This is a genomic window from Streptomyces sp. NBC_01217 (genome assembly GCF_035994185.1).
GTDB lineage: Bacteria > Actinomycetota > Actinomycetes > Streptomycetales > Streptomycetaceae > Streptomyces.
On the sequence record NZ_CP108538.1, the window covers coordinates 2,520,176 to 2,544,494 of the forward strand.

Consider the following 24,319-nt stretch of genomic DNA (forward strand, 5'->3'; position numbering starts at 1 on the left):
CACAGGCGCGTCGCTGTCAGCGGCCGTAGCGGATCAGGGCGCGGACCATGCGGCAGGTCGTGTCGGACGGCGGGTGGATGCCGATGCGCTCGGCAGTCGTACGTATCTTGTCGTTGGTCGCGGTCGACGGGTAGTAGACGCCCGTGTCGAGCAGGGCGATCGCCAGGCGCATGGCCTTCAGACGGCGGTTGTGGGAGACGTACCACTCGCGGGGCCGGCCCGCGGGGAGCGGCTTCTTCTGCAGGGGCTTGTGGAGCGGCTTGGTCGTGACTGCGGCAACGGCCATGGGCAACCTCCTGGCACGGTCGTGAAACCCTCACGAACTGCCTCCATTTTACGGCCCCCCACTGACAATCGTCGCTGGCCAGACGGGCTTTCGGGGCGTCCCTCCCGTACCGTTGGCCCCATGGAGATCTGGATCAATCCCGCCTGTTCCAAGTGCCGCAGCGCGGTGCAGCTGCTCGATGCGGAGGGCGCCGATTACACCGTCCGCCGCTATCTGGAGGACGTGCCGTCGCCGGACGAGATCCGGGCCGTGCTCGACCGGCTCGGGCTGGAGCCGTGGGACATCACGCGCACGCACGAAGCGGACGCGAAGGAACTCGGGCTCAAGGAGTGGCCGCGCGGGGCCGGTTCGCGGGATCGGTGGATCGCGGCGCTCGCCGGGCATCCGAAGCTGATCCAGCGGCCGATCATCACGGCCGACGACGGCACCGCCGTCGTGGCGCGCACGGACGAGGCGGTACGGGACGCCCTGGGGCGCTGAGCATCCCGGCGCTTTCTGTCCGCCGCTCACCGGGCCGTCACGACATCACCCGCCCACGCCCGGTGCGGGCGGGGCGGACGGCCCGCACGGATCCGCCCCTCGCGCGCAGGAGGGACGCGTGCGCCCGCCGCCCCACGGCCCTCTCCTATGCCCCCGCCTGCTTCTCCGCCTCGGCCAGCAGTTCCGTCAGGCGCAGTCCGAACCGGGCGTCGCAGGGGTGCGGTACTCCCGTGCGTACCGAGTCGATCAGTGCGTCCAGCGCTGCCCGGAAGGCGCCGACCGCGTCGCCCCACCGCGGGAGTGTGACGATTCCTTCCTCTCCTCTGAGCTCGATCTCCATGCCCACCGCGCCCACCGGGGCGCCCAGTGCGAGGGTCACCGTGCTGGAGGCGCCGGAGGTGTGGCGCAGGATCAGATGGGTGGTGTCGGACGGGCCGTGGGCCGCGGTCAGGTGGGTCACGTCTCCCAGCACCGGGATCAGGACCGACAGGACGTGCGGGCCGACATCCCAGAGGCCGCCCTTCTCCCGGCGCCAGGGCGAGGCGGCGTACTCACTGGTCGCACCGGGGGCGAACAGCGCTCCGATCCATTCCGCGCGGGCGGTGAACCAGCCGTCCAGGGCAGCCTGTTCACTGATCCAGGAAGAGGTCTCGGCAGCGAACCGCAGGGTGCAGAAGACGATGGAGGCGACGTTGGCCTGCTCGACCGCCCGGGCGACCTCGCGGGCTCCGGCGACGGTCGTCGCGACCGGCTTGTCCATCAGCAGATGGCGCCCGGTGGCCGCCGCGCGGGCGGCGAGCGGGGCCTGGACGTCCGGCGGCACGGCGAACGCGATGGCATCACTGGCCGCGAAGAGCTCGTCGAGGCCCGTGTCATCGGTGTACGCCGTGGTGCCGTGGGCGGCGGCCAGCGCGTTCGCGGCCTCGGGGCTCCGGCCCCACACGCCGCTCAGTGCGACGCCGGGGTGGGCGGCGAGGGCGGGGGCCTGGGTGTTCCGGGCCCAGGGGCCCGTACCTACGAGGCCGATGCGCAGGGGGGTCGCGGGGAGTGTCGTCATGGGGCAAGTCTGCCGGGTCCACCGGCCCGCTCCCGTATTGAGCCTGCGGAGAGTGGGGTTCCTGGCCACGTTTACGGTGCCGTGAACTCCGTATACGACGCGGACGGTTTCGACGTGCGGCGCCTCGCAAAGGGCGCGCCCACGGCCGGGATCCGGGACGCGGAGGATCTCCTTCGAGATCCATCCCGGTCAGTGCGACGTGAGGGTGTACGCGGCGGACGCGCTCGCCGCCGCCTACGTCCTGCCGCACCCGGAGGACTACCGCCTGCTGCACGTTCCTGGAGACTGAGCGGGGGTGAGTCCTGTTGCCAGGACTCATGCTCGGCCGCGCGCCCCGGACGGTGTTGGGCGTGCTGGTTGCCCGTTTTCGCTCCGTGTCCGGACGGCGCGGATCGTGTCCGTGGTCCGGGGATACGGGGACGGGTTTCCTCGCGCCCTGGGGTGCCCGGTCGGGCCTGGGCGGTCCGATGCCCGCGACGATCACTCCGGTCGTCGCGGGGCGGTGCCGTCCGTCGCCGGATCGGGTGCCCGAGGGCGCGCCTGCCGATCGCGATGCTCGCGGCATCGTGACGGCTGGGTTTACGGGTGCTGCTGGTGAGGGGCTTTTGCCAGTGCTTCGCGCCCCACACGCTGGTGTAGGCGGGATCGACCGCCACGATCGCAAGTCCCGCCTCTGCCGCCATGGAGACGATGCGGGCGCGGAGCCTCCCCGTGGGCATTGCGGAGATCAGCTTCCGGAAACGGCGCTTGCGGCCGTGTTTCTCGCGGGTCTTCTCCGCCGTGAAGTCCAGATCCTCGACCGCGATGGCCTTCACACCGGCATGCTCGGCCCAGGTGATCAGTCGGGTCAGGGCGTGCCGGACCTGTGCGTCCCGGTGGGACGCGGCGCCGGAGAGGTCGTAGAAGAAGCACCGGGGGTCGCCGATCGGGTTGCCGTGGGTGTCGAGGCGCCAGGCGGCAAGATGGTCGGCGTTTCATGTCCACCCCGACCACACCGTGCACCAGCGCGGCGGTCAGCGGGACCGTCTGGGCGACGGGGCGCTGCCAGGAGGCGGTCAGGTACCAGCGTGCCCGGGTCACGTCGTGGTGGATGCGGTAGGCCACCGCCCGGTTGGCGGTGATGCGGTCGGCCCACTCCTGGCCCCGGTGCGCGAACGCGACCCTGGCGGACAGGACGTAACGGCCGTGGGTGGTGTTCGCCAGATGCGTCAGCGGTGCGGGCAGCTTGATCGATACCTCGCCGGTGTCGGTGACGCGGATCGTTTCGTTCCCGAACCGTTTCCCGGACTCGCCGTCAGCTGTCAGGAACCAGCGCTCCGCCTCCCACCGCTCCCGCCACCCCACCTCCGTCAGCCCGGCCCCGGCCAGGTGATGGCGGGTGTTCAGCAGATGCTTCCCGCCGCGCACGACCCGTACCCGGCCCGCCTCACGGTCGGCGCGTACGGCGGCGAGCCGCGCCTCAAGCAGACGCAGCCGGCGCGCCTTGGCATGCCACTCGCGCTTGCTGCGGTAACCACCCGGGGCCCGCTTGGCGCCCTTCGCCCCGATCGGCAGGGACAACCGGTGGGTGATGGTCTTGATACCGGCTTCCGGGCTCTGGAGGTGCGCGGCCTGACCACGACGGGCGAGCGCCCACTGATCATGCGTCGCCTTGGTGACCGCGCCCGCCCACCGCGACGACGAGAGGGCCGTCAGCTCCCGCTTCCGCACCGCCCACGACATCGCCGAATGCTGAAGACCATCGGCGCACCGGGCCTTCAGATCACGCGACGCCAAAGACCCCACGTGCGCACCGACCAGCCGCAACACCTTCTCGTCCACGGACGTGAGGTGCTTCAGGCGGTCGCGGAACGGACCGCTGGTCAGGGCTCGCGCATAACACAGGAAACCTCGGTAACACGGGGTTCACATTTGAGCAACGGCCGGGAAATCGCGTCTTGCGAAGCTGCGCTGCGTAGACCGGACCGCAGCACCGCAGCACCCGCAAAGGATGGCTTCCGTGACGTTCAAGGCTGAGTACATCTGGATCGACGGCACCGAGCCGACCGCCAAGCTCCGTTCGAAGACGAAGATCATGGCCGGAAGCCCGTCGCAGGATGTGGCGGAGCTGCCGATCTGGGGCTTCGACGGTTCGAGCACGAACCAGGCCGAGGGACACGCCTCCGACCGGGTACTGAAGCCGGTCTTCACCTGCCCGGACCCGATCCGCGGCGGCGACGACGTGCTCGTCATGTGCGAGGTCTTCAACATCGACATGACGCCGCACGAGTCCAACACCCGTGCCGTGCTGCGCCCGGTGGCCGAGCAGTTCGCGGGCCAGGAGCCGGTCTTCGGCATCGAGCAGGAGTACACCTTCTTCGACGGCCACCGCCCGCTCGGCTTCCCCGAGGGCGGCTTCCCGGCCGCGCAGGGCGGCTACTACTGCGGTGTCGGCGCCGATGAGATCTTCGGCCGCGAGATCGTCGAGAAGCACCTGGACAACTGTCTGAAGGCGGGCCTCGGCATCTCCGGCATCAACGCCGAGGTCATGCCCGGCCAGTGGGAGTTCCAGGTCGGCCCGCTGTCCCCGCTGGAGGTCTCCGACCAGCTGTGGATCGCCCGCTGGCTGCTCTACCGCACCGCCGAGGACTTCAACGTCTCCGCGACCCTCGACCCGAAGCCGGTCAAGGGCGACTGGAACGGCGCCGGTGCGCACACCAACTTCTCCACCAGGGCGATGCGCGAGGGCTACGACGCGATCATCACCGCGTGCGAGTCGCTCGGCGAGGGCTCGAAGCCGCTGGACCACGTCAAGAACTACGGCGCGGGCATCGACGACCGTCTGACCGGCCTGCACGAGACCGCCCCGTGGAACGAGTACAGCTACGGCGTCTCCAACCGCGGCGCCTCGGTCCGTATCCCGTGGCAGGTCGAGCAGGACCAGAAGGGCTACATCGAGGACCGCCGTCCGAACGCCAACGTCGACCCGTACGTCGTCACACGGCTGATCGTCGACACCTGCTGCACCGCGCTGGAGAAGGCCGACCAGGTCTGACCCCGTTCCGTTGTCCGCGCGAGGGCGCCCACCGTTGCAGGTGGGCGCCCTCGCGCGTGCCCGGGCTGTCAGTGGCGCGTGCCGGGGTCGGCGCATGCTCGACATCGAGGTGGAGACCGAGAAATGGAGCTGACCGGTCCGGACTGGCGCAAACGGCTCGTCGGCGAGACGGATGCCCGCGGGCGGGCGGGGCCGACGGCTGGTTGTGGGGCCGGGTGATCGGCGGCTCTTCGGTTGCGGCGGTCAAGGGTGAGGAACGTAACGCAAAGGGTCCGTATCGACGAGTGAAAGATGTCTGCTGTGCCGTCGCGTTCTCTGGTTCAATGGGGGCATGGCCAGCATCCAGTACACCTCGACAGGTCGCAGCGACCTCGAACCGTTCTGGCCTTCTCGTCAGCATCATGACTTCGACCGGGTGTGTTGCCGCGCGTTGAACGCGCAGGCCCTCTAAAGCCGCTCACCCGGCCTTCGGTCCGCGCGCACGCAAGCAAGTCCGTCCATCGACGACTCCTTCGCGCGAAAGAGCTGACCCTCATGGCGAACACTCGTACCTTCTCCGCCGCAGCCGCTGCCACCGCGGCGCCTTCGGCGACCGCTGCGGCCACCACCCCCGCCCGCTCCCTCTCCCCCAACCACCACCGGCTGCGCGCCGTCGACCCCGACGAGGTCGTCCAGCTGGCCGATGTGGCCGACTTCCTGCCGCCGGGTGCGACCTGGCTGCCCGCGCCCCAGCACACCGTTCCGGCGCTGCCGGGCCGGCCGCCGATGATCGGCTACCTGGTGCTCGTACCGGCCGATCAGCAGCCGGCCGTGACCGCGGCCGCCGCTGCGGCCGCCCAGTACGTGGTCCCGACGCCGGTGGACGACCCGGCCGCGGGCCCGGTGCGCATCGACCCCGTACAGCGCACTGCGGCGGTGGACGGGAACACGCTCGACCTCACCTTCCTGGAGTTCGAGCTGCTCGCCCATCTGGTCGCGCACCCGCACCGGGTGCACACCCGCGACCAGTTGGTGACCACCGTCTGGGGCTACGGACATGTGGGCGACGGACGCACCGTGGACGTCCACGTCGCCCGGCTGCGCCGCAAGCTGGGCGCCGAGCACCGCCGGTCGATCCAGACGGTGCGGCGCGTCGGCTACAAGTACGCGCCCTGACGGCACCGGAGGCGCATGAGAGCGGCCCCGGTCCGGTATCTGCCGGACCGGGGCCGCTCCGTGCGCCGGACCGGGGCCGGGCCGGTCAGCCCCGCAGCCCCGAGCTCGCCTGGCTCACCGGGGCCCCGGCCGGCCCCGTCCCCGGCTCGCCGTGTTCCAGGCTCGGCAGTCGGGTCAGTGCGCGTGGGGTCCGCCAGTTCCGCTCCCCCAGCAGCGCCATCGCGGAGGGCAGCAGGACCATCCGTACGATCGTGGCGTCCAGCAGCACCGCGACGGCGAGGCCGACGCCCATCTGCTGCATGTCCTGCATCGACAGCGTCCCGAAGACCGCGAACACCGCGACCATGATCGCGGCCGCGCCGGTCACCGCACCCGCCGTCCGCCGGATTCCCTCGTCGATCGCGGCCCGGGTGGGCAGACCGCGGTCGCGGGCCTCACGGATCCGGGAGACCACGAACACGTGGTAGTCCATGGAGAGTCCGAACAGGACCACCAGGACGAACAGCGGGATCCAGGACTCGATCGCGCCGACGCCCTCGGAGCCGATCAGCGAGGCCCCCCAGCCGTGCTGGAAGACGGCGGCCATCACTCCGTACGCGGCGGCCACGGAGAGCAGGTTGAGCAGGATCGCGGTCACGGCGATGACGTACGAGCGGAAGCAGAACAGCATCAGCAGGAACGTCACCACCGTGATGAAGGCGAAGACGGGGACGATGCCGCGCTTCAGCTGGTCGTTGAAGTCGACGGACCCGGCGAGCTCCCCGGTCACGTACACCTGCGCCCCCGTCCCTTCGAACGCGGCGGGCAGCCGCGCCTCGCGCAGCTCGGAAAGACCGGCCTCGCCGTCGGGGAGCGGGACCTCGATCTCCGCGACGTTCTGCGCCCTGTGAACCGTCACCTCGCCGGCACCGTCGAAGCTGTCGAACGCCTTGCGCAGTGCGGGTGCCTCGATGTCGTCGGCCTTGACCACCACCCGCGCCGGAGCGGGACCGCCCGGGAAGCTCTCGCTGATCTGCCGGTAGGCGACCGACAGCTGCGAGTCGGAGCCGAACTGCTTCTCCAGGCCCAGCTGTTCGGTCTTCATGCCGAGGGCGGGCGCCGCCAGGGCGAGCAGGACGACGACCGAGGCGATGGCGAAGACCTTCGGCCTGGACAGGACGGGCCTGAGCACCGTGCCCGCGATCCCGCCACTGGTGCGGGATCGCCGGTTCCCCCGCCGGTTGAGGAACGGCACACGGCCCGCGTCGATCCGGTCGCCCAGCCAGGACAGCAGCGCGGGCAGCACGGTCACCGAGCCCAGCATCGCGACGAAGACCACGATGATCGTGGCGAGGGCGAAGCCCTTGAACAGCATCAGTCCGGACAGGAACATGCCGGCCATCGCGACCATGACCGTGAGCCCGGAGACGAGCACGGCCCGGCCGCTGGTCGCCGCCGCGATCCGCAGCGCCGTCTCCGCATCGCGTCCCGCCGCTCGCTCGTCGCGCTCGCGCCGCAGGTAGAAGAGGCAGTAGTCGACGCCGACGGCGAAGCCCATCAAGAACATCACGGAGTACGTGGTCTGGAACAGGTGCAGTTGGTGGCTGGCCAGCGACAGCAGTCCGAAGGCGGCCATGCACGCGGTCAGTGCCAGCCCGACCGGGAGCAGCGCCGCGACGACGGCCCCGAAGGCGACCAGCAGAATGCCCAGGGCCAGGGGTACGGCGGTGAACTCGGCCTTCTTGAAGTCCTCGGAGAGCAGGTCGCCGAGCCACTTACCGGCGCTGGCCTCGCCGAACTGGTGGATGGTGACGCCGGGGTGGTCCGCCCGGACCGCGGACACGGCGTCCAGCACGGGCTGCACCCTGTCGGGCGCCGTCGCCGCGTCCCCCTTCAGGTCAAAGGTGATCAGTGCGTCCCTGCCGTCCTCGGAGGGGACCGGCGCCGCGAGGTTCGCCACCTCACCGGTCCTTCCGATGGCCGCGGAGACCTCGTCGGCGGCGCTTCGCCAGTCACCCGCCTTCGCGGCGGACACCATGACCAGCTCGCCGGCGGGCTGCCCCAGCCCGGCGTCGTCGAGGATCTGCTCGGCCCGTGCCGAATCGCCCGCGGCGTTCTCCGCGTCGGACATCTCGACCATGCCTGACGCACCGCCGATGCCGGTGGCGAGCACGACGAAAAGAAGCCAGCCGAGAACGGCGGTCTTGCGGTGGTGTGCGCTCCACACACCGATGCGTGCCGCGAGGTTGCGCCTCATGGCGTGTTCGCCCCCAGAAGTCGTACGGAAAGGGAAGACAGCCGACGCCGGACGCGTCGCTGACGGATACCGATGAATCTAGGAACGGAGCGCCGCCCGTCCCAGCCGCCGAAGCCCCCTCTCGCGGAGCCGTAGGGCGAAGGCGGCGGGGTGGTGCTGGGTACACCCTCCCCGGGTGGTGAAACGGCTGACGCCCGGGGAGACCGCCGGGTGAGACTGTCTGCGGACGGGCGCTGCCACGGGGCCCGGCGAGGGGAGATGAGCCGAGATGAACGCGATACGGAGCCGGACACGGGGCGCACTGCTGGCCGCCGGGCGGGGAGTGGTGCTGTCCATCGTCAGCCTGGCCGGATCGATCACCCTCTTCGTGTGGACGGTGCTCTCCATCGCCTTCATCCCGCTGGGCATCGGCCTGGTCACCACCCCTTACGTGCTGGAGCTGGTCCGCAAGCACGCCAACCGGCGCCGACTGCTCGCGGTCACCTGGTCCGACGTCCGCATCCCGGTCCCGTACCGCCCCTTCCCGAAGGATCTGCGCACCGGCTTCACCGGGCTGGTGGAGCGGACCACGCTGCTGCTGAAGGACCCGGCGACCTGGCGGGACATCCAGTGGCTGCTGGTCGACATGACGGCCGGCTACGCGGTGTCGATCGTGGCCGGTGCGCTGCTGCTCTATCCGGTGGAGGGTTTCGTCCTGGCGGCGGGCCTGTGGCGGGTGTTCACCGACGACCGCTACTGGTACGCGTTCGTGCCGGTCGACAGCCAGGCGACGGGTCTTGCGGCCGCCGCGCTCGGTGTGGTGCTCTTCGCCACCGGTGTGCTGGTCAGTGAGCGGCTGCTGCGGCTGCACTTCGTGATCGCCCGCGCGATGCTGGCCCCCACCCAGGAGCAGGAGCTGGCCCGGCGCATCGAACGGCTGACCGAGACCCGGCACGAGGCGGTGGACACCGCCGCCTCCGAGCTGCGGCGCATCGAGCGCGATCTGCACGACGGCGCGCAGGCCCGGCTGGTCGCCATGGGCATGAACCTGGGTACCGTGGAGGCGCTCATCGAGAAGGACCCGGCGCAGGCGAAGAAGCTCCTGTCCATGGCCCGCGAGTCCTCGGCCGAGGCGCTCACGGAGCTGCGCGATCTGGTCCGCGGCATCCATCCGCCGGTTCTCGCCGAACGCGGACTCGGAGACGCCGTACGGGCGTTGGCGCTGCGGCTGCCCATCGAGTCGGAGGTCCGGGTGGAGCTGGAGGGCCGGGCGGACGCGGCGGTCGAGTCGGCCGCGTACTTCGCGGTGAGCGAGACGCTGACGAACGCGGCCAAGCACTCGGGGGCCGACCGCGTCTGGGTGGACATCCACCATGCGGACGCCATGCTGCGGGTCTCCGTCACGGACAACGGCAGGGGCGGTGCGGCGGTCGGCTCCGGCTCGGGTCTGAGCGGAGTCGAACGACGACTCGGTACATTCGACGGCATCATGGCCGTCAGCAGCCCCGCGGGCGGTCCCACCATGGTGACCATGGAGATCCCTTGCGAGTTGTCCTAGCCGAAGATCTCTTCCTGCTGCGCGACGGCCTGGTCCGCCTGTTGGAGGCGTACGGCTTCGAGATCGCGGCAGCCGTCGAGTCCGGGCCCGAACTTACCCGTGCCCTGGCCGAGTTGGAGCCGGACGTCGCGGTCGTGGACGTCCGACTCCCGCCGTCCCACACGGACGAGGGGCTGCAGTGCGCGCTGGCGGCCCGGCAGGCCAGGCCGGGGCTGCCCGTGCTGGTCCTCTCGCAGCATGTGGAGCAGTTGTACGCGCGCGAGCTGCTGGCGGACGGCAACGGGGGCATCGGCTATCTGCTCAAGGACCGGGTGTTCGACGCGGACCAGTTCATCGACGCCGTACGCAGGGTCGCCGCGGGCGGCACGGCGATGGATCCGCAGGTGATCTCGCAGCTGCTGTCGCGGCGTTCGCAGGACAAGCCGATGGGCGGACTGACTCCGCGCGAGCTGGAGGTCATGGAGCTGATGGCGCAGGGCCGTTCGAACGTGGCGATCGCCTCGCAGATGGTGATCACGGAGCGGGCGGTGGCCAAGCACACCTCGAACATCTTCGGGAAGCTCGGCCTGCCGCCGTCCGACGACGACAACCGCCGCGTTCTGGCGGTGCTGGCCTATCTGGACCGGGGCTGAGCCGGCCGACCGAGCAGGGTTTTTCCGGCCGCAGGGTCACGGCGCGGCGCTCAGGTGCAGTGTCCGTCGCTCCCGGATGCAACCGGATGCAACGGGCCGACCGGAGCGCCGCTGGATCCCCAAATGGCTGCCTTCGCCTGAGAGTTGGCCATTCCATCCGGTTTACGGATGGAGCTTCCCACGAATTCCTCGACCGACTGAACGGACCGCGCACCGGGGCCGTATGGGACGTCACGCTTCCCCCTCGAAGCAGAACTCGAAGCGGACCCCGAGCAGAGGAGTTCAGGATTTCCATGGGACGCGCATCGCGCAAGAAACGTTCGACCCTGGCCAATCGGGCGATTGTCGCCTCGGCCGCGCTGATTCTGGGCGGGGGTGGTCTGGTCGCGCTCAATGTCCACGCTTCGGCGGGAGAGGGTTCGTCGGGCTCGTCCCCCGAACGGTCCTGGAATTCGGGCCGCCAGCTTTCCACCATCGACTGCCCCGACGTGGGAAACGAGCTCCCCGACGTGCCCGACCAGGCACGCGGGGAGGTCGACCGCGAACTCGCGGCGATGGACACCCAGATCACCGATGCCTATCGGCAATTCGCGGACCGCAGGGACGAGATCTCCAGGGATCCGAATCTCGCCGAGAATGCCGTGCTCGATCCGCTCAAGGACAAACGGACGGCGAGCATCGACCGTATAGCCACCGCCATCGAACGCGACGCGGACCGGCCGGAGCAACTGGACGCTCTGGCCCCGTGCAGCCTGCGCGCCGACGGCGGGAACCAGGACGGCGGGGAGCAGGACGATCAGAACGATCAGGACCAGAACGATCAGGGCGGCCAGGACGGCGCCGAGCAGGACGGCCAGGACCAGGCGGATCAGCCCCCGGCCGGCAACGGTCCCGACGACTCCGACTTCGTCGACATCCGGTCCGTCCGGCCCAATGTCAACACCCCCCGGCAACGCCGTGGCGCCTCGCGCGGCACGTTCATCACCGAATGCGGACGCAACGAGAACGGCAAATTCAACCCGGACAATGTCATCGTCGCGCCCGGAGTGAGCAATGGCGCCCACCATATGCACGATTACGTCGGCAACCAGGCCAATGACGCCTTCGCCGCAGACGACGACCTGGCCGGGGGCGACACCACCTGCCGGAACCAGGGCGACAGATCCACCTACTACTGGCCCGTGCTGCGCCTGCAGAACGGACAGGACGAGAACGACGCGGACGCGGACGGCGGCGGGAAGGACCAGAACGTCGGGGAGATCCAGACCCCGTCCCAGGTCACACTGAAATTCGTCGGCAGTCCCACCGGGAAGGTGACGGCCATGCCGCGCTTTCTTCGGATCATCACCGGTGACGCCAAGGCATTCACTAACGGCGACGCCAATGCCAATGCCTCATGGAGCTGCACCGGATTCGAGAACCGACAGCTGAAGGACAAATACCCGATCTGCCCCGACGGCAGCCAGGTGGTCCGCTCCTTCGCATTCCAGAGCTGCTGGGACGGCCGCAACATCGACAGCGCGAATCACCGCACCCATGTCTCCTTCGTACAGGACAACGGCCGCTGCCCGAACGGCTTCCGGGCCATTCCCCAGCTGGTCCAGCGCATTGTGTACGCCGTTCCGCCGGGCCCCGGGTTCGCCGTCGACTCGTTCCCGGAGCAGCTGCACAAGCCCGTCACCGATCACGGCGACTTCATCAATGTCTTCGACGACGGCTTGATGCAGAAGGTGGTGCGCTGCATCAACGGCGGTCGCAAGTGCCGCTGAGGCGTCCCCGGCAGCAGAACCCGCCCCCTTTTGACCTGCGCGGTCAGCTCCCGCGGTGACCGGAGTGCCCTGCCTCCTTCCCCCCGTCCGCACCACTCCCCGACGAGTGGTGCGGCGAGGCGGTCTCCACCGTCCCCCCGAGCCGGCCGCGCAGCGCCGCGACCACCTGCGGCTCCCCGACGGCCACCCACTTGCGGCCGACCAGGTAGGAGCCGCCGTAGTCGTTGGCCTCGTTGATCCACTCCCGCTGACCGCGATCGGTCGCGAAGGTGGCGAGCACATAACGCCCGTCGTCCGTCGAGCAGTTGGCCTGCCGGAGCTCCTCGGCGTCGGTCCCGATGCTCGGCTTGCAGTGCGCCTTCGAGGCCAGCTGTTCCAGCGTGCCGGTCGCGGTCGGCGGGATCTCCTCTCCCCCTCCGCACCCGGCGAGCAGCGCCGCACCGGCCGCGCACACGGCCACGGCGGTCCGCGCCCGGGTTCCCTGCCCTCGTCGCATCCTCCACTGCGTCACCATCCGCCCATCGTGCCCCTTCCCACCCGGCTGCGGCGGCCGAACGGCTGGATCGGAACGAGCAGGAGCGTGCCGGGGTGACCATCGCACGATTCGCTCGTTCTGCTGAACGTGCGCCCACTGCCAGAGGTACCTTCCGCAGCCGTCCCGGTCGATGTGGAGCAGGCCGGGACCGCGCTCGCCGAGCACTATCCGCGACTGGTCCGGCTCGGCTATCTCGTCCTGCCTCCCTCCCTCGACAGCCATCGCCGTGTGCTGACGGCACACGCCCTGGTCCAGCGGGCCCTGCTGTCGGGGCGCCGCGCGGAACGTGCGGCCGAGTACGGCCTCCCGCTGCCGCGCCCGTCCACGGGGGCGGTGCCGGTCGCCCCCTCCCGTGCGTCCTGCCCGTCCTATGCGTACGTCCGTGAGCGCGTAGTGCGTACGGCGCTGGAGGCGGGCCGCCCGCTGCGCCGCGCCGGGGTGACGCCCCTCCTCCCGCTGGTGTGGGGACTGCGGCTGTTCCCGCACTCGGGCGGGGCGGATGAACTCGCCCTGGAACAGGCCCTGTCGGAGCTCTCCCCGCCCGCCCGCGCCGCCTGCGTCCTGCGCGGCCTGGAGCGGCTGCCCGATGCGGAGGTGCGGCGGGTGCTCGCCGCTTCCGGGGTGACGGACCCGCATGCGGCGCTCGCGGAGGCGGAGGGCGTCCCGGCGCCGTACGCACTCCTCGAATCCCCGGAGTTCGACCCCTGTTCGCTTCAGGCCCGTCCGCCTGATCTGCTGCGCCGGCGCCGGTACGCGAAGGCGGCTCTGGCTGCCGTGGCGGCGCTGCTGGTGTGCGGGGCGCTGCTGGGGCTGCCGGGCCAGGGCTGGGGGCGCGCCGCCGCGCCCACATCGGCGTACACCCGTAGCACCGCCGCTGAACAGGCCCTGGATCCAGGGGCGTTGCGCCGGGTGTCGGCGACGTTCTGGCGGCGTTCGCCCCGTACCGACTTCACCTCCTGGCCCACCCGCGGCGACCGCGCCGGGGACACCCGGCTGCTGCGCCGCGCGCTCACCGTATGGGCGCATCCGGACGGCGCGGTGCGTGCGTCGGCGACTCCGCGGACACCCGTCGGGCCGCCGATGGGTGCGCCGCAGCTGCTGTACGCGGGCGGGGTGGGCCGGGCGACGGTGGTGCTGTTCTACGACGGGCTGCGCATCGTGCGGTACGCGGAGCCGCGCGAGGCCGCCGGGGCGGAGGGCGTGGCGCTCGACTTCGCCCGGGTCGACAGTGCGGACATGGCCTCGGCGGGCGCCCTGGTCGCGGGCCGTACGCGCGACCGGGTCCGCTACCTCACGGCGCCCTGGGTGCATGCGGTCTTCGTACGGAACCTGCTCGCGCCGGGTGACGCCCCGCGGCCCCTGCACCGCGGCCCGGACGGCGTGACCGCCGCGCTGACCAGCCCGGCGACGGCCAGGGGCTGTCGCACCTGGGACGCGATCGAGCTGCGCGACGGCTCGGCGCCCCGGCTGATGACGGACCTCGGCGAGCTGACCCCAGCCCGGCTGACCTCGGGCCCGCCGTCCGCTCCGCACGACGTCTCCGGGCGGGCGGAGCGGGACAGCTGGGCGCGGACCGCCTGTCTGCTGCCCGCGGTGCGCTGGCACGGCGTGCGGTCGGTGAACTCCTGGCAGTACGCCGAGCAGTCGCTGCCCGAGGACAACGGATCGGCGCGCTGGCTCTGCACCAGGGCGGAGACCTGGCGGGGCACCGGCAGCCGGGTCCTCGCCCAGTTCCAGGCCCCGTCCGCGCCGTCCGTCGCGACCGGCGGTCCGCCCGGCGCGGTCGCGGCCAGGGCCGAGGACTCACCGGCCTGCGGGATGCGCGATCCGCGGGTGCTGGCCGGGGTGTTGTGGAAGTCGCACGGCGGCCGCTGGTACGTACTGGCGGCGGGCAGCTCGCAGTTCGCCTCGCTGACCACGTCGGGCGGGGTGGAGGGGAGGTCCGACAGCCGTCTCCTCGCCGTACCTGCCAGGGCGGGCGACCGGGCGCGGCTGAACGGGACGCTGACGGACGGCAGTCGGGTGGGCGCCCTGCGCTGACTGCCGTGCTTCCCGGGCGCCGGGAAATTCGCCGCACGCCTCTGTTCCGGCGCCATACCCGTCAGTACATTGACAACATGTCTAACGCGCAGCCGGCGTCGGTCGCGTCGGAGCGGACGCAGCTCAAGGCCCGCAAGGTCTCCTTCGCCTGGGAGAAGACCCCTCTGCACTAAATACCGGCGACCCGTTCGCCACGCACACCATCAACGTGCTCCATCTGCTGCTGCCCGCCGGGGAGCGCTGGTTCATCCATGTGTACCGACAGGTGCTGCCGTACATCCACGACGAGCAGCTGCGCCAGGACGTCATCGGGTTCATCGGCCAGGAGGCCGTGCACTCCCAGGCACACGACGACGTCCTGCCCCGGCTGAGGCAGCTCGGCCTCGACCCGACGCCGTACACCGCGCAGGTCGACTGGTTCGGCCGGCTCCGGCCCCTTCGAGGTCGAACTCCACCGCTCCGGCCGCACGGTCCGGGTGGCGGCGGGCCAGTCGGTACTGGCCGCGGTGCGCGAGGAACTGCCGTACGTCTCGTACTCCTGTGAGCAGGGCTTCTGCGGGACGTGCCAACAGCGCGTCCTGGAGGGCGAGATCGACCACCGCGACGAGCTCCTGACGGATTCGGAACGCGACGGCTCGATGCTGATCTGTGTGTCCCGGTGCCGGGGCGAAAGGCTCGTGCTGGACCTGTAGGTACCCTGTCCACCATGACGACCGGGGTACGGCGCAGGATGGGCGTCGAGGAGCGCAGACAGCAGTTGATCGGTGTCGCGCTGGAGTTGTTCAGTCACCGCGCCCCGGACGAGGTGTCGATCGACGAGATCGCGGCCGCCGCCGGGATCTCGCGGCCGTTGGTCTATCACTACTTCCCGGGGAAGCAGAGCCTGTACGAGGCGGCGCTGCGGCGGGCGGCCGACGAGCTGGCGGCGCGGTTCGTCGAGCCACGTGAAGGGCCGCTCGGGGCACGGCTGTTGAGGGTGATGGGGCGGTTCTTCGACTTCGTCGACGAACACGGTCCCGGGTTCTCGGCGCTGATGCGGGGCGGACCCGCGGTCGGCTCCTCGACGGCGAACGCGATGATCGACGGGGTGCGGCAGGCGGCGTGCGAGCAGATCCTGGCCCATCTGGGGGTAGAGGATCCCCCGGCGCGGCTGGAGTTGGTCGTACGGTCGTGGGTGTCGCTGGCCGAGTCGACGGCGCTGATCTGGCTCGACGGGCGGCGGATTCCGCGCGAGGAACTGGAGATACAGCTGGTGCACGACTTCGCGGCGCTGGCCGCGGTGAGTGCCGCGTACAACACGGAGATGGCGGGCGTCGTTTTACGGGTCCTCGCGCAGGAGCCGGCGGACGGGCCGTTCGGAGAGCTGCTGCACCGGCTCTCCGCCCTGGCGCCCGCCGTGCCCGCCGTTCCCGTGCAACGACTGCCGTAACCGGCTGGAGGGCTCAGCTCTTGCGGTAGGACGGGCCAGCTCGCGGGTCTCCGCCGACGCGTGGACGGTGAGGCCGTCGACGGGCTTGAGGTGGGCGCCCAGCAGCTCCAGCACGGAAGCGGTCAGCCGCGCCTTGATCTCCTCGGTGCGGCCGGGCAGCAGGGCGATCGAGATGTGCACGATCGCGTCACCGGTGGCCGCGTCGCCCGCGACGAACTCCTCGATGCGGCGGAAACGGGTCTTGCAGGCGGCGATCTTCGTGGTGACCGTCTCGGCGACCAGCGGGTGCAGGGCGCCCGCGAAGCCGCGGCGGTCGAGGCTGTCGTCGAGCTCGGCGGAGTAGTCGACGGTGATCTGCGGCATCATGCGCTCCAGAGTGCGGTTGCAGCGGTGCGGCGGGTACGGCCGGTTGTCGGACCTCACCTTTACGCCGGCCGGCATGACCGTACAAGAGGGTTCCACTAGGTGAGCAGTTCGCCCTGGAGCGCGGCGGCCAGGCCCACCTCCGCGTTGTCCGCCCGGCCCCTTTCGAAGGCGCGCTGGTAGGCGGCGTCTCCGACGGCCGCGCGGGCCTGCCGTTCGCAGGCCTCGCGCAGCGGGCCCAGTTCCGGGGTGCCGCGTTGCGGGTGGCCGACCATGCGCCAGTAGACCTGTCCCGTGCCGTACACCCGGGCGGCGTGGGCGCCCGCACCCTGGGCGGCGATCGCCGCGGCCAGGATGTCCAGGCCGAGCGCGATGCCGAAGCTGTCCCGCAGGCGGTGCTTGCCCGCGAGCATCGAGCGGGCGTGGGCGGCGGAGGCGTCGGCGTCGCCCTGCAGCAGGGTGATCAGGGCGAGTTGGTAGTCGACGTAACTACGGGTCCAGCACTCGTCCTGGGCCTCGCAGGCCGCGCGCAGGACCATCGCCGCCTCCGCCGCCTCGTCCAGCCGTCCCAGACCGGTCAGGGCGAAGACGGTGATGAGATGGCAGCGCAGCCGGTAGGCCGCTTCGAGCGGGGTGGCGACGCCGGTGGTGCGCAGCACCCTGTCGACCCGGCGCAGGCCCGCCTCGGGGCGTCCCGTCATCACATGGGTGAGGCCGCACAGATAGGCGGCGGCGAGGATGCCCTCGTCGGTCCCGTCGCGGGCCGCCTCCCTGGTGCACTCCCTGCCCAGGCGCCGGGCGGCCGGGTAGTCGCCCTGGAGCATGACGGTGATGCCCAGCACCCACAGGGCGCGGGTGCGGTGGGGGCCCTTCGCCGGTCCGGCGTCCAGGGCGCGCTGGGCGTACTCGCGGGTCTGCGGCAGATGGCCGCAGCAGCACCAGAAGAAGCCGACGCGGCCCGCCATCTCCTGAGCGGCCCCCGAGTCATGGGCCAGCAGATGGTCGAGGGCGGCGCACAGGTCGGCGTGCGCCTCGGCGATGCGGTGGTACCAGAGGATCTGGTCGTCGCCGGTCCAGCCCGCGTGGGCGTTGCGGGCCAGGCCGAGGAAGCAGGCGGCGTGCCGGTCGGCGGCGGCCCGTTCCTCGCCGAGTTCGGCGAGCCACATCCGGCCGTACTCGCGGATGGTGCCGAGCATGCGGTGGCGTACGCCGTCCCGTCTGACGACGGACTTGGCGACCAGGCCGTTCAGTGCCTCGGTCACCCCGGCCCCGGTGAGCGGCCCCTGTGCGCAGACCTCGCGGGCCGCGGCCTCGTCGAAGTCGCCGCGCAGGACGGTCAGCCGCGCCCAGAGGAGCCGTTCCGGCGGGGTGCACAGCTCATGGCTCCAGCCGATGGCGGTGCGCAGGGTGCGGTGGCGCGGCGGCCGGAACGAATCATCGGCCGGTAGGTCGAAGCGGGAGCCGATCCGGGCGGCGACCTGCCCCACGGTGTCCCGGCCGAGGGCTCCCGCCGCGAGTTCGATGGCGAGCGGAATGCCTTCGAGGCGGCGGCAGATCTCGGCGGCGGCCTCGGCGCTGCCCGGCGCGTCGAGGGCGAGCCCCGGGGCGACGGCGGCCGCCCGGTCCCGGAACAGGGTCAGTGCGTCGCCCGCGCCCTCGACGGGCAGCGGTTCCACCTCGACGGTCCGCTCGCCCTTGATGCCCAGGGGCTGCCGGCTGGTGGCGAGCACGGTGAGGCCGGGTGAGGTGGTGAGGATCTCGCCGAGCAGATGCGCGCACGCGGTGCGCAGATGCTCGCACGAGTCGAGGACCAGCAGCAGTTCCTTGTCGACGAGCCATTCGCACAGCGCGTCGATGGGCATGCGCAGGGTGTGGTCACAGAGCCCGACCGCGTCGGAGACGGTCGCGATGAGCAGTCCGTCGTCGTGCAGCGGTGACAGATCGGCCCACCACACACCGTCGCGGTACCGGGCCTTCGACTGCCGGGCGGCGCGGAGCGCGAGCCTGGTCTTGCCGACGCCGCCGGTGCCGGTGAGGGTGGTCAGCCGGTGCGCGGCGAGGGTGCGTTCGAGCCCGGCGAGTTCCCCCTTCCGTCCGACAAAGCTCGTTGTCTCCTCGGGGATGTTGCTCGCCATGGTCACCGCCGCCGAAACCGGGGGTGTGAGAGGGCGCGCCGGGAAGTGCGGTCGTGCGGCACTTCCCGGCGGCTGCTGCCTCTCAATCTAGTCCCGTCGCGCTCAGCTCAGGGAAAACACCGCCACGGTGCGTCCCGGGGTGGTGAAGCTTCCCGAACTCCTCTCGTACGCCGACTTCTTGACGGTAGGATCCGCGCCCGCCGCCTGGACGGGATGCAGCGCGTACCGCTTCCCCGCCAGTTCGGCGATCCGCTGGGTCTGTGTGCCGGGGGTCGCGTTGAGGACGACCACCAGCTTTCCGAGCCGCATGGTGATCACACCCGGCGTCTCGTCCTTCCCGGAGAGCGGGAACGACAGTGCGGACTGCACCTCGTCCGTGGTGGAGAGGTCGAACTCCTTCTCCGTCGTGCGGATGGTGAGCAGGTCCTGGTACGCGGCGGACGCGCCGTCGATCTGCGCGCAGCCGGGGCTGAGCGCGGCCCCGGTCAGCAGCGGCCTGGCGTAGGACCACTTGGACGCGTTGTCGGCGGCCGGGGGCAGTCCGCGGCCGAAGCCGTTGCCGTCGCGGCAGTCCCAGTGCAGGGCGTTGAACCAGTCGCCGCTGTCGTAGGAGTTGCGGTCCAGGGACTTGGAGCGCAGCAGGTCGGTGCCCGCCTGGGAGAGCGCGGGCCCCTGCGAGAGGGTGGCCGTCGCCATCGCCAGGACCTGCATGCGGGCCCGGTCGGCCGCCGAGGTGTCCGCCGGGAGCTTGAACGCGAGTGCGTCGTAAAGCGACTCGTTGTCGTGGGCGTCCGCGTAGGCGAGGGCGTCACCGGGGGCCGCGGCGTATCCGGCCGGGGCACCGTTGTAGTCGACGCCGGAGCCCTTGACCGTGTTGCCCGAGGAGTCGGTGAAGGTGTAGCCGGCGAGGTTGCCGGTGAGGCCGACCTTGATCAGGTCCTGGTAGTGGAGCAGCCGGGCCTTCTGTTCGGCCTCGGTGCCGTTGGCGGCCGAGGTGTTGGGGTCGGTGTAGAGGCCGCTGGCGAAGCCCTGCACGCCGGGGTCCTCGTCGAAGGGGCCGCCGCCGCGGACGGCGTCGCGGGCCCGGTCGGAGAAGGTGGCGATGCCGGTGCCGGCCATGTTCTTCTGGGTGGCCTGGACGAAGCGGGCGTCGTCGGCGATCTCGCCGAAGTTCCAGCCCTCCCCGTACACGATGATCTTCTTCCCGTCGACGCCGTCCCTCGCCACGGTCAGCGCGTCGAGCGCCTTGCGGACGGCGAGGATGTTGGCCTTCGGGTGGTGGCCCATCAGGTCGAAGCGGAAACCGTCGACCTTGTACTCCTTGGCCCAGGTCACGACCGAGTCCACGACGAGCTTGCCCATCATGGTGTTCTCGGGCGCGGTGTTGGCGCAGCAGGTGGACGTGGCGACGGTGCCGTCCTCCAGCAGCCGCTGGTAGTAGCCGGGCACGATCCGGTCGAGTACGGACTTGTCGTCCTGGCCGGAGGCGACGGTGTGGTTGTAGACGACGTCCATGACGGTCCGCAGTCCGGCGCCGTTCAGCCCCTGCACCATCTGCCGGAACTCGACGGTGCGCTCGGTGCCCTCCGGGTCGGAGGCGTAACCACCCTCGGGAACGGTGTAGTGCAGCGGGTCGTAACCCCAGTTGAACCCGTCCTTCGCCGCGGCCTGCGCGACGCACGCCTGCTGCTCCTCGGAGTCGGGGGCGTACACGGACAGGTCGCAGGCCGGCTTCTGCTGGTCCGACTTCTTCTCGGGGATGGTGCCGATGTCGAAGGCGGGCAGCAGATGGACGTAGCTCGTACCGGAGTCGGCGAGCTCCTTGAGGTGCTTCATCCCGTCGGAACGGGTGTCGGTGAACGCGAGGTATTCGCCGGGGTGCTTCGAGGTACGGTCCGCGATCGAGAAGTCGCGGATGTGCAGCTCCTGGATCTGGGCGTCCCGCAGCGGGACGGCGGCGGGCTTCTTCAGTCCGGACCAGCCCTTCGGCGCGAGGCCCGGGTCGTCGAGGTCGACGACGAGGCTGCGTGCGGAGTCCGTGGTCAGGGCGGTGGAGTAGGGGTCGGTGACCTTGTTGGTGACGATCTTCTGGACGGTGGGTGCCCAGACGTTCACGACGTAGCGGTAGGGCTTGCCCGTCCACTTCTTCGTGCCCGTGACGGACCAGACGCCGGTGTGGTCGTCGCGCCGCATCGGAACGCTCCTGCCGTCGAGTTCGAGGGCGACGGTACGGGCGGTGGGCGCCCAGACGGAGAGGGTGGGGCGGCCGTGGTCGAAGACCGGGCCGAGCGTGGCGGTGGCCGCGTTCTTCCCGTACAGATCGTCGAGCACGCCCGCGCTCTGTACGCCGGTGGCCGCGAGCAGGGCGCCGTTGGCGGCGCGCTGGGTGGCGATCAGCTGGCCGCGCAGCGCCTCGCGGACCCTGTCCCGGTCCCGGGCGTCGACGGTGAACGCCGGATAGTCCTTGAGATGCGGGTACTTCGCCTTCTGCGCGTCGGTCAGCGCGGACGGGGTGAGCCGCAGCCACTGCCCCTCGTCGGAGAGCGCCCCGTCGACGACGGAGATACCGCCGTCCTTGGCGTGGACGAGCTGCTGGCTGGTGGCTTCGGTGGCCTTCACCTTCCATACGACGGTGTCGGCGTCGATCCACTGCGCCTCGGCCTTGGTGAGGTCGGGCGTGGGCACGCCGCCGGTCTGCGGCAGCAGATAGCCGGGCGTGGAGCCGAGCATCCAGACCTCGTGCCCGTAGGTGGCGATGTCCAGCGACTGATCGCTGGGGAGGTCCTTCTCGTCGCCCTTGTGCAGGATGTAGCTGAGCGAGGTGGCACCGTCGGTGAGCGGCACCTCGAAGGTGATCCCGGAGGCGTCCTTCGTCACCGGCTGAAGAGGCTTGGCCCAGTCGGTGGGCTCCTTGGCGCCGGTCCAGGTGTGCAGTCCCCAGCCGTCGTAGGCGCCGTCGGCCCGGTAGTAGTGCAGTACGGCCTTGGTGGTGTCCTGCGGCGGGTAGGCACCGTCGGGGGCCTCGTCGGCCTGGCCGTCCTGGCCCTGTCCGATCCAGACCTGTCCGGTCCTCGCGAGATCGACGGTGCGCTGCGGGCCGTCGGCGGTGCCGTCCTTCTCGACGGTGTACGGGATGGAGGAGGCGCCCTCGTCGAGCTTGATCCAGGCGAAGGCGCCGTAGGCGTCGCGCCCGGTGAAGTCGGCCGACGCGCCGCCCGCCTTGAGCTGCCAGCCGTCGTAGTCGCCGTCCGCGCGCTTGTAGTGGACGACGGCGTAGTCGCGCTGGACGGCGACGGGCTTGGCGTCCGCCGGGGCCTGTCCCGCGGTCGTCGAGGCGAGGGCGCTGGCGGTGCGTCCAATGCGGTCTACTACAACGGCCTTGTACCGCAGTGGTGTTCCGGCCGCGACCTTGCCGTCCAGGTGCTGGGTGACCTTGTAGGGGGCGTGGTCGGCGCTGCCGAGTGTGACCCACTTGCCGTTGCCGGTCTGGGCGGCGAAGACGACCCGGTCGAGGGACCCGCCGTCGACGTCCGCGGAGATCTCGACGGTGCCGGTGGCCCCGGCGGCGGGTGCCGTCAGCGCAATTGAGGGCTTGGCCACGGGGTCGCCCATCGCCTTCTCGGCGCGCAGCACGAGGCTGGAGAGGGCGGGGACGGTGACGGTGATCCTCTTGTCGGCGCCACTGCGGACGGTGGCCGAACCGCCGTAGACCGTACGGAAGTCCATGCCCTGCGAGGCAGTCGGGAGCTCGACCGTCCTGGCCTCGTTCCCGCTGTTCGTGGCGACGACGTACTCGTTCGGCCGCTTGGGGTCCGTACGGGAGAACGCGTAGACGGGCCCTTCCGCGTACCGCTCGGTCTGGACGCCGTCGCGCAGGGCCGGGTTCTTCCTGGTCAGCTCGGAGAGCGCGGCGATGTTCCGGTACAGCGGGTGGCTTGTGTCGTAGGCGTCCGAGGCGTGCGTACGGTCGGTGCCCAGCTGATCGTCGTCGAGGTAGTCGGCGGTCTTCGAGGCGAACATGGTCTGGCGGGCGTCCTTGTCGCCGCCCGCGCCGGTGAAGCCCTGCTCGTCGCCGTAGTAGACGACGGGGTTTCCGCGGCTGAGGAACATCAGCTCGTTGGCGAGCCGTGCGCGCTTGACGAGTTCCGCGTCGTCGGCCTCCGGGTTGTCCTGCTTCAGGAACGCGCCGATGCGGCCCATGTCGTGGTTGCCGAGGAAGGTGACCTGCTCGTAGGCGTTGGCCTTGTCGGTGGTGTACCGGTAGTCGTCACCGAACACCGCGGCGAGCTTCGAGGCCGGGGCGCCCTGCGAGGCGTACTGGCGTGCCGCTTCCTGGAACGGGAAGTCGAGCGTCGCGTCGAGCCGCCCCCGGGTCACGTAGGGCGAGGTGATGGCGGTGTCGGCGGAGTAGACCTCGCCGAACATGAAGAAGTTCTTGCGCCCGCGCTCGGCGGCGTAGGCGTCCAGCGCCGTCGCCCACTGGGTCCAGAAGTCCATGTCGACGTGTTTGACGGTGTCGATCCGGAAGCCGTCGATATCGAAGTCGCGGACCCACTTCTCGTAGATCTCCTCCATGCCGGAGACGACCTCGGGCCGTTCGGTCCACAGGTCGTCGAGCCCGGAGAAGTCGCCGTAGGTGGTGGACTCGCCGGCGTACGTCGAGTCACCGCGGTTGTGGTACATCGTCGGGTCGTTGAGCCAGGCCGGAACCTTCTCCCCGGTGTTCTTCGGTGTGTACGGGAAGGAGTCCGTGTCGACCTTCGCCAGGCCCTTGCTGTCGTCGAACGGGCGGCCGTCCCGGTCGAGGTACGGGTAGGCGCCCTTCGGCCTGTACCCGTACTTCTTCTCCGCGTAGTCGACGGTGTCCGCGGTGTGGTTGGTGATGACGTCGAAGAAGACCTTCATGCCCTTGCCATGGGCCTTGTCGATCAGTTTCGACAGGTCGGCGTTGGTGCCGAAGTGCGGGTCGACCTGGGTGAAGTCGGTGATCCAGTAGCCGTGGTACCCGGCCGATGCGTCCTTGCCGGTGCCCTGCACGGGGCGGTTCTTGAAGATCGGTGCGAGCCAGATGGCGGTGGTGCCGAGGCCCTTGATGTAGTCGAGCCGCTCGGTCAGGCCCTTGAGGTCGCCGCCCTGGTAGAAGCCCTTGTCCGTGGGGTCGTAGCCGGTCTCCAGGCGCGAACCGGTCAGCCCGCCGCGGTTGTTGGAGGTGTCGCCGTCTGCGAACCGGTCCGGCATCACGAAGTAGAACTGCTCGCGGGTGTCGTCGTGCCGGGCGGGTGCGGCGGCGAGCGCGGCGTCGGACGGGGGCGCGGGCGAAGCGGCCGCCGTCGCGGCGAGCGGCTGCACCAGGGCCGCGGCGAGGGCGGCGGCGGTGACGGCCGCGACCCTTCGGACGTGCGGGGTACGGCGCGTACGGGGCGCCGGCCATCTCGGTATCACAGGCGTGAACTCCTTGCGCTTGCGGCTCTCTTGGCCCGGCCCACAACCGCGGCACGGCTCCGGTGCCGGGCGCCCGCGTGACCGTATCGCTGCCAAAAGGTTTACAGCAAGAGTCGTGAAAGAAGCAGCAAGAAATTTCAGTGCCCACCGGCAAGCAGAGCGCCGCCGGACCCCGATGGGATCCGGCGG

The 24,319-nt window shown here is 70.7% G+C and carries 15 protein-coding genes and 4 pseudogenes; 11 read left to right on the forward strand and 8 right to left on the reverse strand.

All coding sequences use genetic code 11. The annotated features are described in order from the left end of the window. Positions 1-16 precede the first annotated feature (16 nt). Positions 17-286: a hypothetical protein gene (locus OG507_RS11000; protein ID WP_093897585.1), complete on the reverse strand. Its 270-nt coding sequence runs from the start codon at positions 284-286 to the stop codon at positions 17-19. 120 nt (positions 287-406) lie between these two features. On the opposite strand from OG507_RS11000, the gene OG507_RS11005 reads away from it, so the two are divergent. Further along, on the forward strand, positions 407-766 hold the full coding sequence (locus tag OG507_RS11005; RefSeq protein ID WP_327366996.1) for an arsenate reductase family protein: 360 nt from the start codon (positions 407-409) through the stop codon (positions 764-766). 145 nt (positions 767-911) lie between these two features. Here OG507_RS11005 and OG507_RS11010 read toward each other — a convergent pair whose 3' ends face one another. Beyond that, positions 912-1,823, reverse strand: coding sequence for a Gfo/Idh/MocA family protein (locus OG507_RS11010; RefSeq protein ID WP_327366997.1), 912 nt, complete (start codon positions 1,821-1,823; stop codon positions 912-914). Between the two features lie 199 nt (positions 1,824-2,022). Between OG507_RS11010 and OG507_RS40365 the strand changes: the two genes are divergently transcribed. Then, on the forward strand, positions 2,023-2,112 hold the full coding sequence (locus OG507_RS40365; RefSeq protein WP_442810959.1) for an ARPP-2 domain-containing protein: 90 nt from the start codon (positions 2,023-2,025) through the stop codon (positions 2,110-2,112). Between the two features lie 36 nt (positions 2,113-2,148). Here the strand turns inward: OG507_RS40365 and OG507_RS11015 are convergent. Next, positions 2,149-3,707: pseudogene (locus tag OG507_RS11015) on the reverse strand (IS200/IS605 family accessory protein TnpB-related protein); the annotation flags it as partial. A gap of 115 nt (positions 3,708-3,822) precedes the next feature. Between OG507_RS11015 and glnII the strand changes: the two are divergent. Continuing rightward, entirely contained in the window at positions 3,823-4,857 is a 1,035-nt protein-coding gene (gene glnII, locus OG507_RS11020; protein WP_327366999.1) for a glutamine synthetase, read from the forward strand. A gap of 534 nt (positions 4,858-5,391) precedes the next feature. After that, a complete protein-coding gene (locus tag OG507_RS11025; protein ID WP_327367000.1) occupies positions 5,392-6,012 on the forward strand; it encodes a winged helix-turn-helix domain-containing protein in 621 nt (206 codons plus the stop codon). A gap of 85 nt (positions 6,013-6,097) precedes the next feature. On the opposite strand, the gene OG507_RS11030 is transcribed toward OG507_RS11025, so the two are convergent. Further along, entirely contained in the window at positions 6,098-8,248 is a 2,151-nt protein-coding gene (locus OG507_RS11030) for an MMPL family transporter (protein WP_327367001.1), read from the reverse strand. Between the two features lie 268 nt (positions 8,249-8,516). Between OG507_RS11030 and OG507_RS11035 the strand changes: the two genes are divergently transcribed. From OG507_RS11035 to OG507_RS11045, 3 genes are all read left to right on the forward strand, one after another. Next, entirely contained in the window at positions 8,517-9,785 is a 1,269-nt protein-coding gene (locus OG507_RS11035; RefSeq protein ID WP_327367002.1) for a sensor histidine kinase, read from the forward strand. After that, positions 9,770-10,417: a response regulator transcription factor gene (locus tag OG507_RS11040; RefSeq protein ID WP_327367003.1), complete on the forward strand. Its 648-nt coding sequence runs from the start codon at positions 9,770-9,772 to the stop codon at positions 10,415-10,417. Before OG507_RS11035 ends, OG507_RS11040 begins: the two co-directional genes overlap by 16 nt. A 293-nt stretch (positions 10,418-10,710) precedes the next feature. Continuing rightward, positions 10,711-12,186, forward strand: coding sequence for a DUF1996 domain-containing protein (locus OG507_RS11045; RefSeq protein ID WP_327367004.1), 1,476 nt, complete (start codon positions 10,711-10,713; stop codon positions 12,184-12,186). Positions 12,187-12,229: 43 nt separating this feature from the next. On the opposite strand, the gene OG507_RS11050 is transcribed toward OG507_RS11045, so the two are convergent. Then, positions 12,230-12,700, reverse strand: coding sequence for a hypothetical protein (locus tag OG507_RS11050; protein ID WP_327367005.1), 471 nt, complete (start codon positions 12,698-12,700; stop codon positions 12,230-12,232). 108 nt (positions 12,701-12,808) lie between these two features. On the opposite strand from OG507_RS11050, the gene OG507_RS11055 reads away from it, so the two are divergent. The 4 genes and pseudogenes from OG507_RS11055 to OG507_RS11070 all read left to right on the forward strand — a co-directional run bounded on the left by OG507_RS11055 (position 12,809) and on the right by OG507_RS11070 (position 16,190). Next, positions 12,809-14,761: a hypothetical protein gene (locus OG507_RS11055; RefSeq protein WP_327367006.1), complete on the forward strand. Its 1,953-nt coding sequence runs from the start codon at positions 12,809-12,811 to the stop codon at positions 14,759-14,761. A 77-nt stretch (positions 14,762-14,838) separates the two neighbouring features. Continuing rightward, a pseudogene (locus OG507_RS11060) lies at positions 14,839-15,182 on the forward strand (metal-dependent hydrolase); the annotation flags it as partial. After that, positions 15,181-15,453: pseudogene (locus OG507_RS11065) on the forward strand (2Fe-2S iron-sulfur cluster-binding protein); the annotation flags it as partial. The pseudogenes OG507_RS11060 and OG507_RS11065, both read left to right, overlap by 2 nt. Before the next feature lie 14 nt (positions 15,454-15,467). Continuing rightward, positions 15,468-16,190, forward strand: coding sequence for a TetR/AcrR family transcriptional regulator (locus tag OG507_RS11070; protein WP_327367007.1), 723 nt, complete (start codon positions 15,468-15,470; stop codon positions 16,188-16,190). A 13-nt stretch (positions 16,191-16,203) separates the two neighbouring features. Here OG507_RS11070 and OG507_RS11075 read toward each other — a convergent pair. From OG507_RS11075 to pulA, 3 genes and pseudogenes are all read right to left on the reverse strand, one after another. Next, positions 16,204-16,553, reverse strand: a pseudogene (locus OG507_RS11075) (5-carboxymethyl-2-hydroxymuconate Delta-isomerase). A 98-nt stretch (positions 16,554-16,651) separates the two neighbouring features. Beyond that, positions 16,652-18,688: an ATP-binding protein gene (locus OG507_RS11080; RefSeq protein ID WP_327367008.1), complete on the reverse strand. Its 2,037-nt coding sequence runs from the start codon at positions 18,686-18,688 to the stop codon at positions 16,652-16,654. A gap of 102 nt (positions 18,689-18,790) precedes the next feature. After that, positions 18,791-24,130: a pullulanase-type alpha-1,6-glucosidase gene (gene pulA, locus OG507_RS11085; protein ID WP_327367009.1), complete on the reverse strand. Its 5,340-nt coding sequence runs from the start codon at positions 24,128-24,130 to the stop codon at positions 18,791-18,793. Between the last annotated feature and the right edge of the window lie 189 nt (positions 24,131-24,319).